Source organism: Arsenicicoccus bolidensis DSM 15745 (genome assembly GCF_000426385.1).
Classification (GTDB): domain Bacteria; phylum Actinomycetota; class Actinomycetes; order Actinomycetales; family Dermatophilaceae; genus Arsenicicoccus; species Arsenicicoccus bolidensis.
Genome location: NZ_AUFG01000006.1, coordinates 98,273 through 115,968 on the forward strand (window position 1 = coordinate 98,273; position 17,696 = coordinate 115,968).

The following is a 17,696-nucleotide window of genomic DNA, read 5'->3' on the forward strand; positions in this document are numbered from 1 at the left end:
CACGCGCCGGCCGGTCCGGGCCTGCTGGGAGCACCCACGCCCCCGGGAGCCTTCGGGCGGCAGGGTCAGGGGCAGCGGAGCCGGAGCACCTGGACCCCGTCGGCGACGAACAGACGCTCGCCCACCTCGGACAACCGTGGGCTGACGGGGCCGTAGGCCGCATCCGCCAGGATCCACCGGGCGCCGGACCGGCAGACCCGGGTGACCGCCTCGGGGTCGGCGCGCTCGATCACCTGCAGGTTGGTCCGCAGGAGCGGGGGGTCCCAGAAGGCCAGGGTCGGGTAGGGGCGGGTGCTGGTCGCCCCCCGCGCCAGGATCCTGCGGTCGTAGCCCCAGCCGGAGACCAGGGTGCGGTGCCCCCCGAAAGCGCTCACCCAGAAGCCGCGTGCGTCGCAATGGCCGGCGATCCGTTCCCTTGGGCGTAGGCAGCTGGTGTTGGTGACGACGACGTCCTCCGGTCGTGCCGTCGACCTCAGGACCGCCGCCGCCTCCAGCTCGGCCACCCGGAGGGGATTGGGGTTGTCGGCCCGGATCGCGGCCGCGACGGTCCCCCGCTCCGTCGGCACGACGTGGCCCAGCGTCGTCCCCAGCCCGGCCGCCAGCACCATGGCCCAGGGGGCGAGCGTCAGCAGGTCGTCCCGGCGGCGCGTCGCGACCCACGCGGCCAGCGCCAGGACGGCCACCGCGACGGCATAGCCACCGAGGCGCACGGCCCCCAGCACGGCCCAGGGTTCGACGACGAGCTGCTCGAGCAGCCGCGCGCGGGTCAGTGCCGTCCAGGCCACGGCCCCGACCGCCACGGCGACGAGCAGCCGGAGGCGCAGGCGAGGTGACGCGGCCTGCCAGGTCGGCGCCAAGGCTCCCGCCGCCGACATCGCCAGGAGCGGGAAGGCCGTGCGAAGGAAGAACACCTCGCTCGTGCCCGGGTGGGAGAGCAGCAGCGTCGCGCCCAGCCCGGCGGCTCCCCCGCCGAGCAGCAGCGGGGCCAGGACCGTTTCTCCGCCCGCCGGCCGGCGGATCCCGGGCCAGACGACGGCCAGGGTCGAGACGGCGAGGACGGCCACGAGGACAATCAGCACACCGACCCCGGTCGCCGACGTCCAGGCCTGCGACACCGACCGTGGGACCGAGTCGGCGAGCATCGCGTCGCGACCGACCATCGAACGCCACACGTAGGCGAAGGGGCGGACCACCAACCCGTCCACCGAGCTGCCGTACACCAGCCCGCGGGCCCCCAGGAAGGCCGCTCCGACCAGGAGGCACCAGGCCGACGCGCGGGCGGCGTCACGCCACCGCCTGCGGGCGACCGCGACCAGCAGCACGGAGCCGACCCCGACCCCGAGGACCGGGAGGACCGTCGTCTTGGCGACGGTGAGCACGGCGAAGAGCCCCGCCCCCAGCACCAGCGACGGGACCGGCCGCCAGGCCCCGCCGAGCTGCCCGACGATCGCGGCGAGGGTGGGCATCATGAGCAGCAGGGCATAGCTCATGGAGGGGCTCGCCCAGGAGTTCTGCGTGATCGTGAGGGGAGCGGTGGCGAGCGCGGTCGCGCCTCCGATCGAGGTCCAGCCCATGGCGATCCACGCGGCCCAGCTGCCGGTGCTGCGGTCGGAGAACATCTCGCCGGCCGCCGCGGCCAGCGCCAGTGCCGTCAGACCGGTGACGTAGGGGTACCAGAGCTGCAGCACGACGACCGGGTCGGGCACCCTGCCCAGCTCGCCGACGGCCGCCATGGCGACGTTGGCGAACCAGTGGTAGGGCAGGCCCTCGCCGGCGACCTGGGGCAGGGTGAGGGGCAGGGCCCGATGGGCCTCGGCGGTCAGCGACAGGTTGAAGAGGACGTCGGGGTAGTAGGTCCGCGAGGTGCTCTGCCAGTGGTCGGTCCACCGGGTGAAGTCGCCGACCGTCCACCCCAGCACGAGCAGGACGAGTCCCGAGAGCGACGCGGAGACACCCCGTGACAGGCGCCCCGCGCTGCGATCGAGCACCCGGCGCCGCGTGGTGGGCAGCGCCAGCAGAGCCACGACGACGACGGCGTGGGTCAGCGCGCAGGGCACCCCGAGGTGCAGCTGTCCCCACCAGGCCGGCAGCAGCAGCGCCGTGCCGACCGCACCGCCGAGGGCCAGGTCGAGCGCGAGCGGCTGACCTCGCCCGCGGACGGCGCGCACCACCATCAGCCCGACGACGCAGAGGGCCAGCTGGACGGTCGTCCACCCCAGGACGTCGCCCGGAGCGACCCCCTGCACGAGGGCGACGAGGGCGCAACCCAGCACGAGCAGGAGGTAGGGCACAGGGCCATGATGCCCCGGTCGCCGCGCACCGTCGCACACGGTGCACCTCTGCGCGCGGCGTCAGGCCGTCAGGGCCCCCGTTGCGTGGGGAGCCGGGCCGGGGTGGGCGGGTGTCGTCAGACGCCGGGCCAGGCCGGTCGACGCTTCTCGGCGAAGGCGGCGACGCCCTCGCGCCGGTCGCCGCTGAACGCCGTCGCCCGCCAGCAGCCGTCCTCGATCTCCAGCCCGGCCGCCAGGTCGACGTCGGAGCCGAGGCGCATGGCCTTCTTGGCGTTGCGCACCCCGACCGGCGAGTGCGTGGCGATCAGGGACGCCAGCTCCAGCGCGTGCTCGCGGGCGGTCCCGGCGTCCACGACCTCGTCGACCGCCCCGAGCGCGAGCGCCTCGGCCGCCGTCATCCTGCTCGCGCCGAAGATGATGCGCGACGCCCGCGACCAGCCGACGCGGCGGGTCAGCAGCTGGGTGCCGCCACCGCCGGGGATGACGCCCACCGACACCTCGGGCAGGCCCACGGTCGCGCCGGCCCCGCAGACGATCACGTCGCAGGACAGCGCGATCTCGAAGCCCCCGCCGAGCGCGAAGCCGTCCACGGCCGCGATGACGGGGACGGGCAGGTTCAGCACGCCGGTGTAGGCGGCCCGCGCGATCGGTCGCTGCGCCATGAGGTCGGCGTCGGTGAAGCCGTTGCGCTCCTTGAGGTCTGCGCCGACGCAGAAGGCCTTGGGGTGCGTGGAGGTCACGACCACCGACCGCACCTCACCGCTGAGGGCGAGCGCCGACAGCTCGGCGGTCGCGGCGCCGAGGTCGCGGGCCATCGCGGTCGAGACGGCGTTCATCGCCTCGGGCCGGTCCAGGGCGAGCTCGGCGACGTGGCCGTGCTCGCCGTGGCGGGTGATCGTCACGTTGTCGTCGTGGGTCATCGGACCTCCAGGTCGCGGACGGGGTCGGGGAGCTCGTGAGGTGATGGGTCGGGCAGGGCCGGATCGGGCAGGGCCGGATCGGGTAGGGCCGCGTCGGGCAGGCCGTGAGGCACGGCGACCGTGCGGTGGAGCAGGGACGGTGCGACGACGCCCACGCCGCGCAGCGTGCGGCTGCGCTGGCGCACCGCCGTCAGGTCGGGGGCGTCGGCGAGGCGGGCGACGAGCCCCTCGTCCGCCAGCACCTTGCCGGAGGGGGCGACGGCGGTCAGGCGCGCGGCGCGGTTGACGGTGGTGCCGAAGACGTCGCCGAGGCGCGACACGACGTGGCCGTAGGCCAGGCCCACGCGGACGGGAGGCAGCATGTCGTCGTGGCGGATGGCGTCGACCAGGTCCAGCGCGATCCGGGCGCCGTCGGCGGGCACCTTGGCGACATACAGGACCTCGTCCCCCACGGTCTTGATCACCCGGCCGCCGTGGCCGGTGATGACGTCGCTGCACAGCGCCTCGAACCTCTGCACCACGGTGGCCAGCTCGCGCTCGGACAGCCGCCGCACCAGCGACGTGAAGGAGACGAGGTCGGCGAAGCCCACGCAGCGCCGCAGCCCCTGCTCCCCCACCGACGGGTCGGCGTCGGCGACCATGCGCGCCGTGGCCGCCGCCAGGTGCCGCCGCCAGGCATAGACCAGGAGCGGCTCGAGCTCGTCGGCCAGCTCGGCGACCTTGCGCGCGGCGGCCAGGGCGGTGTCCTCGTCGGGCTCGGCGCGGGTGGAGTCGTGGCTCTCGTCGGAGACGGCCACGCGGCCGAGGTCGACCTCGCCCTGCGCCCACGGGCTGAGCGACTCGGCGAACACCGAGCACTGCCACACCGACAACCGGTCCGCCGTCCGCGCGAAGGCCCGGGTCAGGCTGAGCGCCGACTCCTCGTCGAGCTCGCCGCGGCGCACCAGGGCGGCCACCCCCCGCAGCGCCGTCAGGTCGAGCTGGGAGAACACCGCCTCCCCGTCCTCGTTGCCGGGGAAGCCGAGGGCGTGCCAGAAGCGCTCGGCGGTGCGCAGGGAGACCCCGACGGTGCGGGACACGTCGCGGCGGTCGAGGTCCAGGGGGCCGCCGAGCAGCTCGCGCTGCACGCGTTCGACCAGGGGGTCGAGGCCGGCCGGGGCCTCCGACAGCCGGATCGACTCCTCGCGGGGGTCCGCCACCGTCGCCTCCTTGCCGTCCAGCGGGACGACGCTGGCCGTCGACCGCTCCCGCCATGATGCCTCAGGCCGACAGCCTCGCGTGCACCACGTCACCGGCCGCGTGGATGCGGTCCCCGTGAGCGGTGCGTATGACGAGACGACCGGCCTCGTCGACCCGCACCGCCTCGCCCGGCTCCACCGCACCCGAGGGCAGGTGGATGGCGACCTGGCGCCCGAGCGTCGCGCACGCCGCGGCGTAGTCCGCCCGCAGCGCCGGCATCCGCGACGCCGTCGCCCACTGCCGGTGCCGGTGGGCCAGGGCGCGCAGCACGGCGACCACGACCTCCTCGCGTCCGACCTCGAGGCCGCACAGCGCGAGCGAGGTCGCCGTCTCGACGGGCAGCTGGTCGCGGGTCTGGTGCACGTTGATCCCCATCCCCAGCACGGCGACCCCATCCCCAGGACCAGGGGCCGGCGCCAGCTCGCACAGCACCCCGCACACCTTGCGGTCGCCGTCGGTGGCGACGAGCACGTCGTTGGGCCACTTGAGCACCGCCCCCGCCAGCCCGAGCCCGACGAGGGCGTCCCGCACGGCCAGGCCGGTGAGCAGGGGCAGCCACCCCGCGTCCGTCATACGAGCCGGTGGGACGGGCACGCAGGCCGACAGCGCGACGGCGGTGCCGGCCGGGGTCTCCCAGGACCGGGCGAGCCGACCGCGTCCGGCCTGCTGGTGGTCGGTGGTGAGCACGTGCCAGGGCCGGGGGTCCGCCAGCAGCGCCGCGTTGGTGCTGGCGACGGCGTCGCGGACCTCCACATCGAGCCACGGGGACATGGCGTCCGTCACATGGCTGGTCAGAGCGCTTTGTCGCAGAGCGGAGGTCACGAGGCCAAGGCTATGGTGTCGCCATGGCTGACGCTCCGACGACGGACACCTTCGACCTGGCCACGACCGCAGGTCGGCTCGCCGACATGCACCACCGCAACGAGCAGGTCCTGCACGGGGCCTCCGAGAAGGCGGTCGAGAAGCAGCACGCCCGCGGCAAGCAGACCGCCCGGGAGCGCGTCGAGGCCTTCCTCGACGAGGGCTCGTTCGTCGAGCTGGACCAGTACGCCCGCCACCGCTCGACCTCCTTCGGGCAGGACAAGAACCGCCCCTACGGCGACGGCGTGATCACCGGCTACGGCACCGTCGACGGTCGTCAGGTGTGCGTGTTCGCCCAGGACTTCACGGTGTTCGGCGGGTCCCTCGGCGAGGTGTTCGGGGAGAAGATCGTCAAGGTCATGGACTTCGCCATGAAGATCGGCTGCCCGGTCGTCGGCCTCAACGACTCCGGCGGCGCGCGGATCCAGGAGGGTGTCGCCTCGCTGGGGATGTATGGCGAGATCTTCCGCCGCAACGTCCTCGCGTCCGGCGTCATCCCGCAGGTCTCGCTGATCATGGGGCCCTGCGCGGGCGGGGCGGTCTACTCCCCCGCCATCACGGACTTCACGGTCATGGTCGACCAGACGTCCCACATGTTCATCACCGGCCCGGACGTCATCAGGACCGTCACGGGCGAGAGCGTCGGCATGGAGGAGCTGGGCGGCGCGACGGCGCACAACTCCAAGTCCGGCTGCGCGCACTACATGGGCTCCGACGAGAACGACGCGATGGACTACGTCAAGGAGCTCCTGTCCTACCTGCCGAGCAACAACCACGAGGACCCGCCGGTCTTCGAGGCCGAGGTGGACCTCGAGATCAACGAGCTGGACGTCGCCCTGGACACGATCATCCCGGACTCGCCCAACATGCCCTACGACATGCACGAGGTCTTCACGGCGATCCTTGACGACCAGGCCTTCCTCGAGGTCCAGCCGATGTTCGCGCCCAACATCCTCACCGGCTTCGGGCGGGTCGAGGGGCGCAGCGTCGGCATCGTCGCCAACCAGCCGATGCAGTTCGCCGGGTGCCTGGACATCGACGCCTCCGAGAAGGCCGCGCGCTTCGTGCGCACCTGCGACGCGTTCAACGTGCCCGTGCTGACCTTCGTGGACGTGCCGGGCTTCCTGCCGGGCACCGACCAGGAGTGGAACGGCATCATCCGCCGCGGCGCCAAGCTCATCTACGCGTATGCCGAGGCCACCGTCCCGCTCGTCACCGTCATCACCCGCAAGGCCTACGGCGGCGCGTACGACGTCATGGGGTCCAAGCACCTCGGCGCCGACGTCAACATCGCCTGGCCCACCGCGCAGATCGCCGTGATGGGCGCGCAGGGCGCGGTCAACATCCTCTACCGCAAGGAGATCGCCGCGGCCGAGGCGGAGGGCCGCGACGTCGACGCGACGCGCGCGCAGTTCATCAAGGAGTACGAGGACCACCTCGCCAACCCCTACGTCGCGGCCGAGCGCGGCTACATCGACGCGGTCATCGCCCCGCAGGAGACCCGCCGCAACGTCGTGCAGGCCCTGCGGGCCCTGCAGACCAAGCGCGAGAACCACCCGCCCAAGAAGCACGGGAACATCCCGCTGTGACCGCTCGCCGACGCAGGAGGGTTCGCCGATGACCGACGACGTGAAGACGGACGTGAAGACGGACGCAGCGCCGGCCGTCCCCTCGGCCGTGGCCGCTCCCGAGGACGCGGCGGCGGTCGGCATACCGACCCTGCTGTCCGTGACCAAGGGCAACCCGACCGACGAGGAGCTCGCGGCGCTGCTGCTCGTCGTGGCCGCCGCGGCGGGCGGGGAGCCTGCCGCCGAGGATCAGCCCACGGGCATCTGGGCCAGCCGGGCCCGCAACCTCGGCGTCTCGTCGCTCGGCGCCCGCCGCCGGTCCTCGTGGGGATGGCGATCGGCGCGCTGACGAGCCGGCTCACGCGACCTTGGGTAGCGTGCTCGAGGTGACCAGTGCCCAGGAGACCTCCCCCACCTCCCGCCGCAGTGCCGCCGACCGCAGCGCCGCCGACCGCAGCGCCGTCGACCGCATCGCCGACGAGTTCGTCCGCGAGACGCTCGAGCTCAGCCCGCTGACCGCGACCTACGTCGGCATCCCCGGTCACGACGACCAGATCGACGACTTCTCCCCCGACGGGCTGCGCGCCCAGTCCGAGCTGCGCCGGCGCACGCTCGCGGCGCTCGCCTCCGTCCAGCCCACGAGCGACACCGACGGGGTCACGGTGACCGCCATGACCGAGCGGCTCGGTCTCGCCGAGGAGATGTATGCCGCAGGCATCGTCGAGTCCTCGCTCAACGTCATCGCCTCCCCGCTGCAGGACATCCGCGCGGCCTTCGACCTGATGCCGACCGAGACGGTCGAGCACTGGGCGACGATCGCGCTGCGCATGGGCCGGATCCCGCTCGCCCTGGAGCAGTACCAGGAGTCCCTGCTGTCCGCCCGCGACAAGGGCGCGGTGTCGGCCCGCCGCCAGGTCGAGGCGTGCATCCAGCAGTGCCGCGACCTGGTCGAGCCCGAGGGCTACTTCGCGGGCTTCCTCAAGGGCGCGCTCGCTCCCCACCGCGCCCTGCCGCCCGAGCTGCGCGAGCGCCTGACCCGCGAGGTGGGGGCGGCGGGCGACGCCTACGCCCGCATGGCGGAGTTCCTGCGCGTCGAGCTGCTCGACGAGGCGCCGGAGGAGGACGCCGTGGGCCGCGACCAGTACTCCCTGTGCTCGCGCTACTTCCTCGGTGCCGACGTCGACCTCGAGGAGACCTACCGCTGGGGCCAGGAGGAGGTCGCCCGCATCACGGCGGCGATGCAGGACGTGGCCCAGCAGGTAAGCCCGGGCGCGACGGTGGCCGAGGCGATCGCGCTGCTCGACCAGGACCCCGCCTACCGCCTGGACGGCACGGACGCCCTGCGTCGCTGGATGCAGGACGAGGCCGACGCGGTCGTCCGGCTGCTCGACGGCGAGCACTTCGACATCCCCGCGCCCGTGCGCGAGATCGAGTGCTGCATCGCGCCGACCCAGACCGGCGGCATCTACTACACCGGCCCCTCCGACGACTTCACCCGCCCCGGCCGCATGTGGTGGTCGGTGCCCAAGGGCGTCACCGAGTTCACGACCTGGCGCGAGCTCACCACCGTCTACCACGAGGGCGTCCCCGGGCATCACCTCCAGGTCGCCCAGACCGTCCACAACCGCGAGCAGCTCAACACCTGGCGGCGCCAGTTCTCGTGGACCTCGGGCCACGGGGAGGGGTGGGCGCTGTATGCCGAGCGCCTCATGGCCGACTTCGGGCACATGGACGACCCGGGCAACCGCATGGGCTGGCTGGACGGGCAGTCGCTGCGCGCGGCCCGCGTGGTCATCGACATCGGCGTGCACTGCGGCTTCGAGGCGCCGGCCGAGGTCGGCGGCGGCGAGTGGACCTACGACAAGGCCTGGGCCTACCTGACGGCGCACGCCAACATGGAGGAGGCCGTGCTGCGGTTCGAGCTGGACCGCTACCTCGGCTGGCCGGGGCAGGCCCCGTCGTACAAGGTCGGCGAGCGGCTCTGGCTGCAGCTGCGCGACGAGGTGCAGCGGCGCGAGGGCGAGGCCTTCTCGCTCAAGGACTTCCACCGTCGGGCGCTCGACATCGGCGGGGTCGGCCTGGACACGCTGCGCACCGCCGTCCTCCACCCCTACCTCAGGTAGTCACGTTCGCCCGACCTCGCACGCCAGGCGGATGTGCCGACCCCAGGCGGATGTGCTGACCCCCGGCTGATCACCCGCCCCCGGTAAAGGCATCGACCGGCCTTCGTCCCCCAGGCTGATGCCTCGGCCCCCGGCGGGTCTGAACGCGGGCCGCGCCACCGCCCCGCCGGTGGGAGGATGTGCGCCGTGGAGATCCTCACGCTCGTGGTCGGCCTCGCGCTGACCGTCCTCGCCGTCACGACCCTGTCCAACCGCTGGGGCCTGTCGGCACCCCTGGTGCTCATCGTCGTGGGGCTGGTCGGCTCCTACCTGCCGTTCATCCACGAGCCGACCCTGTCCCCCGAGCTCGTGCTGGTGGGCATCCTGCCGCCCCTGCTCTACACCGCGGCGCACAACACCAGCCTGATGGACTTCCGCGACAACCTGTCCGCGATCGGCTGGCTGTCGATCGGACTCGTGCTGTTCACGGCTGCGGGGATCGGCCTGCTGGCGTGGGCGCTGCTGCCGCTGCCGTTCGCAGCGGCGTTCGCCCTGGGCGCCATCGTGGCCCCGCCCGATGCCGTGGCCGCGAGCGCCGTCGCCAAGCAGATCGGCCTGCCGAGACGGGTCGTCACCATCCTCGAGGGCGAGTCGCTGGTCAACGACGCGACGGCCCTGGTGTCGCTGCGCACGGCGACCGGTGCCCTGACTGCGGCGGTCACCGTCGGCGCGGTCCTGCTGGACTTCGCCAAGGCGGTGGTCATCGCGATCGTGGTCGGCGTGGTCGTGGCCAAGGCGGCGTCATACGTGCTCAAGCGCACCAGCGACCCCGTCGCCACCACGGCCCTGTCCTTCCTGCTGCCGTTCATCGCGTTCGCGCCGGCCGAGCACTTCCACGCGTCAGGCGTGCTGTCGGTCGTCGTCGCCGGTCTGCTCATCGGGCACGTGGCGCCCGTCGTCGAGACGGCGCAGTCCCGCGTCACCACCCGCATCAACTGGAAGACCATCACCTACCTCCTCGAGAACTCCGTCTTCCTCCTCGTCGGGCTGCAGACGCGCTCGATCGTCTCCGCCGCCTCCAGCTCCCCGCTCGGCTGGGGCCGCATCGTCGCCGCGTGCCTGCTCCTGCTGGTCGGGGTGATGGTGCTCCGCGTCGCGTGGATCATGGCGACGCGGTTCGTCGTGCGGGCGCGCGGCCGCGACGGCGTCACCCCCTGGCAGGAGTCGGCGCTCATCGCGTGGGCGGGCATGCGTGGCGTGGTCACCCTGGCCGCCGCGCTCACCCTGCCGCTCGCCACCCCGCACCGCCCGGTGCTCGTGCTCGTCGCGCTCGTCGTCACCGCCGGGACGCTCCTCATCCAGGGCCTCACCCTCCCCGTCCTCGCCCGCCGCCTGGACGTGCACGGCCCCGACCCCCGCGAGGACGCGCTGCAGGAGGCGACCGTCTATGCCCGCGCGGTCGAGGCCGGGCGCCGCGCCATGGACGCCGAGGCCGGCCCCGACGACGCCGCCACCATCGCCACGCTCCGCGACCAGGCCGAGCGCCGCGTCAACGCCATCTGGGAGCGGCTCGGCCGCCCCGACGAGCGCAAGGAGACCCCGAGCCAGACCTACCGCCGGCTCCGCACCGCCGCCATCCGGGCCGAGCGCGAGGAGGTCCTGCGGGTGCGCAGCGAGGGCGAGGTCGAGTCCGAGGTGATTTCGGCGGTGCTGGCCTCGCTGGACTTCGAGGAGACCTCGCTGATCCGGGTCGAGCAGCGCGCCCGTCGGCTGCGGGCCCTCTCCCCCGCCCTGCCCGACGCGCCCTGTCAGCACCTGGCGGAGGCGCCGACCTTCGTCGAGCCGCGCACCCACGGCGAGTGCATCGGCTGCCTCGCCGAGGGCACCACGCCCGTGCACATGAGACTGTGCCTGACCTGCGGGTATGTCGGCTGCTGCGACTCCTCCGAGGGGCGGCACGCGACGCGGCACCACGAGGCGACCGGTCACCCGACCATGCGGTCCTTCGAGCCGGGCGAGTCCTGGCGCTGGTGCTTCGTCGACGGCCTGCTCGCCTCCGGCGACTGACCTACCTCAGGTAGGTTCGCGGCATGGGCCCCACCCCGACACCCACCCTGGTCCTGCTGCACGGCACCCGCATGAACGCCGGCTTCTGGCGCGACTACCCCGCGCTGCTGCCCGGCGTCCGCGTCGTCACCCCGGACCTCCCCGGCCACGGCTCCCGCGGCGCCGAGGACTTCACGTGGGAGGGCGCCCTCGCGACGGTCGAGCAGGCCCTGCCCGCTGACGGCCCGGTCGTCCTCGCTGGCCACAGCCTGGGGGGTTATGTCGCGATGTCGTATGCCGCCGCGCAGCCTCACCGCCTCGCGGGCCTCGGGCTCGTCGGGGCCACCGGTGTGCCGGCCGGTGCGGGCGCGGCCGTCTACCGCGGCTTCGCCCGGCTCGTGCCCGTGGTTGGGTCGGCGCGGATGGCCCATGTCGCCAACGGCGTCATGCGCCGACTCGCTGGCGGTCGCGACATCAGCCAGGTCACCGACGACGGGCAGGGCTACGCGGCGATGCCCGCGGCCTGGTCGGCGGTGATGGCGCAGTGCGGTCCCCACCTGCTGGGCGGGCTCGACATACCCGTCCTGCTCCTCAACGGAGGGCTGGACCAGATGCGGCTCGGGGTGCGGGCCTATGCCGCCGCCTGCCCCGCCGCGCAGGTGGTGACGGTGCCGCGGGCGACGCACTTCCTGCCGCTGACGCACCCCGAGGCGTGCGCGACGCACCTGCGGGGGCTGCTCGACCGCGCCACGCAGACCTACCGGGGGTAGAGGCATCAGCCTGGCGGACGAAGGCCGGTCGATGCCTCTGCCCCCGGTAGGGTCGCGCCATGGTCGTCCAGCTCGTCCTCGCCTCCGCCTCCCCCGCCCGCCTCGCCACCCTGCGCTCGGCCGGCCTGGCTCCACGCGTCCAGGTCTCGAGCGTCGACGAGCCCGCCACGATCGCCGCGCTGGAGGCCGGCGGCACCCGCCTCGGCCCGGCCGAGCACGCCCTCGCCCTGGCCCGCACCAAGCGTGACGACGTCGCGGAATCCCTCGTCCCAGAGGCGGGCTCGACGAAGACCCCCACCCTGGTCCTCGGGTGCGACTCGGTCCTGGAGTTCGGCGGCGAGGTGCACGGCAAGCCCGAGACGGCGTCCGTCGCGGTCGAGCGGTGGCGGCGGATGCGTGGTGGCGAGGGCGTCCTGCACTCCGGCCACGCCATCACCGACCTCGCCACCGGCCGCCAGGTCTCGCGCACGGCGTCGACCGTCGTGCACTTCGCCGACCTCTCGGACGCCGAGATCGACGCCTACGTCGCGACCGGCGAGCCCCTCTGGGTCGCAGGCGGATTCACCGTCGACGGTCTCGGCGGCGCCTTCGTGATTGGCATCGAGGGCGACTACCACAACGTGGTCGGCGTCTCCCTGCCGCTGCTGCGCGAGCTCCTGCTCGAGCTCGGCATCGGCTGGTGGGACCTCGAGCGAGCCGTATGACGCCCCACCCGCCCACCGCATCACCAACGGGTGGAGAGCACCACCGATGACGGTGGCCTTCTCCACCCGTCGTCACCCTCACCTGCCCGGCGCAGCCGTCAGACCGGCGAGATCCCCGTGTGCCGCTCGGTGAAGTGGCGCGACCGACCACCGGCATAGCTCAGACGGTGGATGATGGTGTCCCGCAAGGCTTCCGGCTCGACGATGTCGTCGATCACGAGGTCGGCGGCGAGGCGCTCGAGGTCGATGTCCTTCTCGTACTCCGCCCGCTTCTCGGCGACGAACGCGTCCCGCTCCGGCCCCTCGGGGATCTCGGCGATCTTGTTGGCGTACACCGCGTTCACGGCCGCCTCGGGACCCATGACCCCGATGCGCGCCGTGGGCAGCGCGATCGTCGCGTCCGGCGCGAAGCCCGGGCCCCCCATCGCGTACAGCCCGGCGCCATACGCCTTGCGCACCACGACGCACAGCTGCGGCACGGTCGCCGCCGACACGGCATAGACCATCTTGGCGCCGTGCCGGATGATGCCGCCGCGCTCGACCTCGGAGCCGATCATGAAGCCCGGCACGTCGGCGAGGTAGACCAGGGGGATCGAGTAGGCGTCGCACGTCGTGATGAATCGCGTTGCCTTGTCGGCGGAGTCGCTGAACAGCACGCCACCCTTGACGGCGGAGTTGTTGGCCACGAAGCCCACGGTCTGCCCGGCCATCCGGCCGTAGCCCACGATGAGCTCCGCGGCGAAGGTCGGCTTGACCTCGAAGAACTGCTCGTCGTCGACGAGCCGGTCGATGACCTCGTGCATGTCGAACGGCACGGACTCGACCTCCGGGATGTCCTCCCGGGTCAGGGCCGCGGTCGGCTCTTCCACGGAGAAGTGCGGCGTCGGCTGCCGCCACGACAGCGGCATGTAGGAGAAGTACTCCTTGGCCAGGTCGATGGCCTCCGCGTCGTCGCCCGCGAGCAGGTCGCCGACCCCCGAGACGGTGCAGTGCATCCGGGCGCCGCCGAGGTCCTCCAGCGAAACCTTCTCCCCCACGACCATCTCGGCCATGCGGGGCGACCCGAGATACATCGAGGCGTTGCCGTCGACCATGATCACGATGTCGGTGAAGCTGGGGATGTAGGCCCCGCCGGCCGCGGACGGGCCGAACAGGCAACAGATCTGGGGCACCTTGCCCGACAGCGCGACCTGGTTGTGAAAGATCCGTCCGGCCCCGCGCCGCCCCGGGAACATCTCGACCTGGTCGGTGATGCGCGCCCCCGCCGAGTCCACGAACCAGAAGACCGGCAGCTCCTCGCGCAGCGCGCTCTCGGTGGCTCGCACGATCTTCTCGACGGTCCGCGCGCCCCACGAACCCGCTTTGACGGTGGGGTCGTTCGCGACGACGATCGCCGGTCGCCCGTCCACGAGACCGCGGCCGGTGACGACGCCGTCGGCCGGCAGCCCGGTCGCCATCGCGTTGGCGTAGCGCCCGTCCTCGACAAAGCTCCCCTCGTCGAACAGCAACGAGATCCGTTCGCGGACATAGAGCTTGCCCTGGGAGGCGAGCTTGGCGGCGGCCTTGTCGGGTGGTGTGGCCGAGGCCTCGAGCGCCGCCTCGAGCCGCTCCCGGACGTCGGCGACCTTCGGATCCGGTTGGTGGGCCATCAGATTCCCTTCGGGGGTCGTATGTCGGGCGCGCCGGGGTCAGGCGGTGGGGAGGCCCAGGCCGCGGCCGATCAGCATGCGCTGCACCTCGGAGGTGCCCTCGCCGATCTCGAGGATCTTGGAGTCACGATAGAAGCGCGCGACGGGATACTCCTCCATGAAGCCGTTGCCGCCGAAGATCTGGGTCGCCATGCGGGTCGAGGTCACGGCCGCCTCGGAGGTGTAGAGCTTGGCGATCGAGGCGGCCTGCTTGACCTCGGCGAGGCTGCGCCGCCCGGCGTCCATCTCGTCCTTGAGCCACGCGGCCTTGTAGGTGAGGAGGCGGGCGTTCTCGAGCATCACGGCCAGGTCGGCGATCTGGAAGGACACGCCCTGGTTGACGGCGATGGGCCGCCCGAAGGCGAGGCGGCTCGTGGAGTAGGCGATGCACTCCTCGAGCATGCGGGCGATGCAGCCGACGGCGAGGGCGGCGATGGCGATGCGGCCGTCGTCGAGCGTGGCGAGGAACTGCCCGAAGCCCTTGCCGCGCGCGCCCAGCAGGTTGCTCTCGGGGACGCGGACGTCGCTGAAGGACAGGCCGTGGGTGTCCGAGATGTTCCACCCGAGCTTGTGATAAGGCGGCGCGACCTCGAATCCCGGTGTGCCGGAGGGGATCATGATGGCGCTGATCTCGGGCTTGCCGTCCTCGCGGGTGCCGGTGCGCGCGGTGGCGGTGACGACCGAGGTGATCTCGGTGCCCGAGTTGGTGATGAAGGACTTGGCGCCGTTCACGACCCACTCGCCGCCCTCGAGGACGGCTCGCGTCTTGGTGCCGCCGGCGTCGGAGCCCGCGTCGGGCTCGGTGAGCCCGAACCCCGCGAGGGTGCGCCCGGCGGCCAGGTCGGGCAGCCAGCGCTCCTTCTGCTCCTGGCTGCCGAAGGTCAGGATCGGGTTGATGCCGAGGCCGACGCCCGCCTCGAGGGTGATGCCCATGGACTGGTCGACGCGGCCGAGCTCCTCGATCGCGACGCACAGATAGGTGAACTCGCCGCCCTCGCCGTCCGCCGACTTGTGGCCGCCGAACTCCTCGGGGACGACCAGGCCAAACAGCCCGAGCTCCCCCATCTTGGGGATCAGGTGGGCCGGGAAGTGGTGCTCGCGGTCCCACTCGGCGACGTGCGGCGCGATCTCGCCCTCGGCGAAGTCGCGCACGGTGCGGCGGAAGTCCTCGTGGTCCTGGCTGAGCTCGTACACGGGTGGGGCCTTTCGACGACGGTGGCGATCGGGGGATGGGTGGGAGAGCGGCTGAGGGATGACGGGCGGTGACGGCATACGGACAGATGCTTGACGTTGACGTAAACGTAAAGCACGATGGCGCCCATGACAACCCCCGAGGAGTGGACGATCGCTCAGGTCGCCGACGACTTCGGCGTGACCCACCGCACGATCCGGCACTACGAGGATTTGGGGCTGCTCGCGCCGGAGCGCCGCGGCACGCAGCGCGTCTATCGCCGCCGCGACCGCACCCGCCTCTCCCTGATCCTGCGCGGCAAGCGCCTCGGCTTCCCGCTGGAGGAGATCAGGACCATCGTCAACATGTATGACGAGGCGCAGGGCCCTACCTCACAGCTGCGCTACGTCCTCGAGCAGATCGACGACCGGCGGACCGACCTCGAGCGACGGCTCGCCGACCTGCAGGAGTCGATGCGCGAGCTGGACGCCTTCGAGCGCCGGTGCCGCGAGGAGCTGGGTCGCCGCGTCACCTGACACCCGTTCGGCCTATCGACGGTACTTTGAGTAATGGTTTGACCGTTCCATTCGGTATCCTGCGACAGAACGTGGCCGACCGAAGGACGCGCATGCACCAGCACCTGAGCGCTCGCTCCGCCCTGGGATCCACCGTCCTGCTACTCGCGCTGACGGCCGGCAGCACGTCGCCCGCGTTCGCGTCGCCCGCGCCAGTGGCCCCGGCCACGTCTCTCCCGGCGGCTCCCTCGACGGCTCCCTCGCCGAACAGCGACGTCGTCGCCCCGGCCCCGACGCCCACCCGTTCCACCACGCCCGCGGTCCCCGCGAGCCAGCCCGCCCCGCGGACGCCGGCGCCCACCACCCCTGCCGCACCACCGGCGCCCCCCTCGGAGCAGGTCGCCCCGGTCACAGCGCCGTCCGCCACGCCCGTCCCGACCACCGCCGCCCCGACCACCCCGGTCGCTGCCGCACCCGCCCTCCCGCCCGCCGACGCCGCCCTGCAGCCGGCCCGGCCCGCGGGGGCCACCCCCGTCACCATCGTCCTGCCGGGCACCGGCGAGCGCCGGACCGTGCTGGCCCTCCCCTACTCCCTCGACCGGGACCACGACGGCGTCCGCGAGTCCACCGCCCTGGTCATGGAGCCCGACCTGCAGGTGCCCACGAGCTCCAGCGTCACCCTCGGCGTCGAGCAGGAGTGGTCCAGCGACTCCTCCACCCGCGCCGTGCCCGACCCGGCCGAGTGGGACCGCATCCGTGCCCGGGTCGCCGGGATCGCCCGCGCCGTCGCGGACCAGCCGACCCGCGTCGCGCTCGCGCAGCGGGCCGGCCTCGACGCCACCGCCGGCACGCCCGCCGAGGTGGACCAGCTCGTGCTGCAGGCCGCCCAGCTGGCCGTGTGGCAGCTCTCCTCCGGCGTCACCGTCGCCCCTGAGGTGCCGTATGCCGGGGACGCCCGCCACGCCGCCACCCTCGGCGCCCTAACCTCCGGCCTCGTCCAGGACGCGTCGCTGACCCCGTCCGGCGCCGTCGACGTCTATCGCATCCAGGCGCCCACCGCGAGCGCCGCCCCCGGAGCCGCCCTGCGCATCACCGGCGGTCGCAGCATCGTGGCGGCGGGGGCGACCGCCGCCACCCCCGCCCTCGTCGTGGCCCGGCCGACCGCCGCCGCCCGGCCCAGGATTGGGCAGGCCGCCCCGGCGCCGGCCGCCAAGGCTCCCGCGCAGCCGAGGTCGGCGTCCAGGCCGGGGACGGTCACGGGGCCCCTCGCCAAGGCCCCGGTCAAGGCCCCGTCCAAGGACCCGGCCAAGGCTCCCTCAGCGCTCACCCGGATCCCCGCCGCCGACACCAGCTCCTGCACGGCGCTCGGCCGCACCGATGTCTCCCGCCTCGACGCGGACTACCGCCCAGCGCTCGACCGCGACAACGACGGGATCGCCTGCGAGAGCAGCGGGGCCGACGGCGCGGTCAACCTCGGCGGCAACCGGGTCGCCACCGCCCCGCAGACCACCAGCCAGGTGACGGTCACGCCTGCAGGCCCGACTACGAGCACGAGCACGACCACCACCACCGGCACCCAGAGCTGTGACGAGCTGCGCGCCGCCGGACAGTCGAGCATCCCCGCGGGAAGCCCGCTCTACCGCAGCGACCTCGACCGCGACGGTGACGGTGTCGCCTGCGAGCCCTACGAGGGACCCCGCGGCTCCGGCGCCCTCGCCCAGACGGGCTTCGAGGCGCCGCAGCTGTCCGCGCTGGCGTTCGGCACCATCGGGCTGGGGTCGCTGCTGGTGCGCCTCGGCCGTCGCCGCGCGCGCGCCTGAC

The 17,696-nt window shown here is 73.1% G+C and carries 14 protein-coding genes; 8 read left to right on the forward strand and 6 right to left on the reverse strand.

All coding sequences use genetic code 11. The annotated features are described in order from the left end of the window. Positions 1 to 65: 65 nt before the first annotated feature. The 4 genes from K313_RS0105255 to K313_RS0105270 form a co-directional block, all read right to left on the reverse strand. Complete coding sequence (locus K313_RS0105255; RefSeq protein WP_029210723.1) at positions 66 to 2,291, reverse strand: hypothetical protein; 2,226 nt, start codon at positions 2,289 to 2,291, stop codon at positions 66 to 68. A 116-nt stretch (positions 2,292 to 2,407) separates the two neighbouring features. Continuing rightward, on the reverse strand, positions 2,408 to 3,211 hold the full coding sequence (locus tag K313_RS0105260) for an enoyl-CoA hydratase/isomerase family protein (RefSeq protein WP_029210724.1): 804 nt from the start codon (positions 3,209 to 3,211) through the stop codon (positions 2,408 to 2,410). Beyond that, the gene (locus K313_RS0105265; RefSeq protein ID WP_029210725.1) at positions 3,208 to 4,410 is read right to left on the reverse strand and encodes an adenylate/guanylate cyclase domain-containing protein; all 1,203 of its coding nucleotides are present in this window, start codon (positions 4,408 to 4,410) and stop codon (positions 3,208 to 3,210) included. The genes K313_RS0105260 and K313_RS0105265 overlap by 4 nt, the downstream gene beginning before the upstream one ends. Before the next feature lie 61 nt (positions 4,411 to 4,471). Further along, positions 4,472 to 5,272 carry a biotin--[acetyl-CoA-carboxylase] ligase gene (locus K313_RS0105270; RefSeq protein WP_034251828.1) on the reverse strand — a complete coding sequence of 267 codons (801 nt, stop codon included), beginning with the start codon at positions 5,270 to 5,272 and terminating at the stop codon, positions 4,472 to 4,474. A gap of 23 nt (positions 5,273 to 5,295) precedes the next feature. Between K313_RS0105270 and K313_RS0105275 the strand changes: the two genes are divergently transcribed. The 6 genes from K313_RS0105275 (at position 5,296) to K313_RS0105300 (ending at position 12,501) form a co-directional block, all read left to right on the forward strand. Further along, entirely contained in the window at positions 5,296 to 6,900 is a 1,605-nt protein-coding gene (locus K313_RS0105275; protein WP_029210727.1) for an acyl-CoA carboxylase subunit beta, read from the forward strand. Positions 6,901 to 6,928: 28 nt separating this feature from the next. Then, positions 6,929 to 7,228, forward strand: coding sequence for an acyl-CoA carboxylase epsilon subunit (locus K313_RS0105280; RefSeq protein ID WP_029210728.1), 300 nt, complete (start codon positions 6,929 to 6,931; stop codon positions 7,226 to 7,228). A gap of 37 nt (positions 7,229 to 7,265) precedes the next feature. Next, positions 7,266 to 9,002 carry a DUF885 domain-containing protein gene (locus K313_RS0105285; protein ID WP_034251945.1) on the forward strand — a complete coding sequence of 579 codons (1,737 nt, stop codon included), beginning with the start codon at positions 7,266 to 7,268 and terminating at the stop codon, positions 9,000 to 9,002. A 186-nt stretch (positions 9,003 to 9,188) separates the two neighbouring features. Continuing rightward, the gene (locus K313_RS0105290; RefSeq protein ID WP_029210730.1) at positions 9,189 to 11,048 is read left to right on the forward strand and encodes a Na+/H+ antiporter; all 1,860 of its coding nucleotides are present in this window, start codon (positions 9,189 to 9,191) and stop codon (positions 11,046 to 11,048) included. A gap of 23 nt (positions 11,049 to 11,071) precedes the next feature. Continuing rightward, positions 11,072 to 11,797 carry an alpha/beta fold hydrolase gene (locus K313_RS0105295; RefSeq protein WP_029210731.1) on the forward strand — a complete coding sequence of 242 codons (726 nt, stop codon included), beginning with the start codon at positions 11,072 to 11,074 and terminating at the stop codon, positions 11,795 to 11,797. 59 nt (positions 11,798 to 11,856) lie between these two features. Further along, positions 11,857 to 12,501: a Maf family protein gene (locus K313_RS0105300; RefSeq protein WP_029210732.1), complete on the forward strand. Its 645-nt coding sequence runs from the start codon at positions 11,857 to 11,859 to the stop codon at positions 12,499 to 12,501. A gap of 98 nt (positions 12,502 to 12,599) precedes the next feature. Here K313_RS0105300 and K313_RS0105305 read toward each other — a convergent pair whose 3' ends face one another. Beyond that, entirely contained in the window at positions 12,600 to 14,150 is a 1,551-nt protein-coding gene (locus K313_RS0105305; protein WP_034251834.1) for an acyl-CoA carboxylase subunit beta, read from the reverse strand. 39 nt (positions 14,151 to 14,189) lie between these two features. Beyond that, positions 14,190 to 15,383, reverse strand: a complete 1,194-nt coding sequence (locus tag K313_RS0105310) for an acyl-CoA dehydrogenase family protein (protein WP_019287271.1) — start codon at positions 15,381 to 15,383, stop codon at positions 14,190 to 14,192. 126 nt (positions 15,384 to 15,509) lie between these two features. Between K313_RS0105310 and K313_RS0105315 the strand changes: the two genes are divergently transcribed. Next, the gene (locus K313_RS0105315) at positions 15,510 to 15,896 is read left to right on the forward strand and encodes a MerR family transcriptional regulator (protein WP_019287270.1); all 387 of its coding nucleotides are present in this window, start codon (positions 15,510 to 15,512) and stop codon (positions 15,894 to 15,896) included. Positions 15,897 to 15,988: 92 nt separating this feature from the next. After that, a complete protein-coding gene (locus tag K313_RS0105320; RefSeq protein ID WP_029210735.1) occupies positions 15,989 to 17,695 on the forward strand; it encodes an excalibur calcium-binding domain-containing protein in 1,707 nt (568 codons plus the stop codon). Position 17,696: the final 1 nt, after the last annotated feature.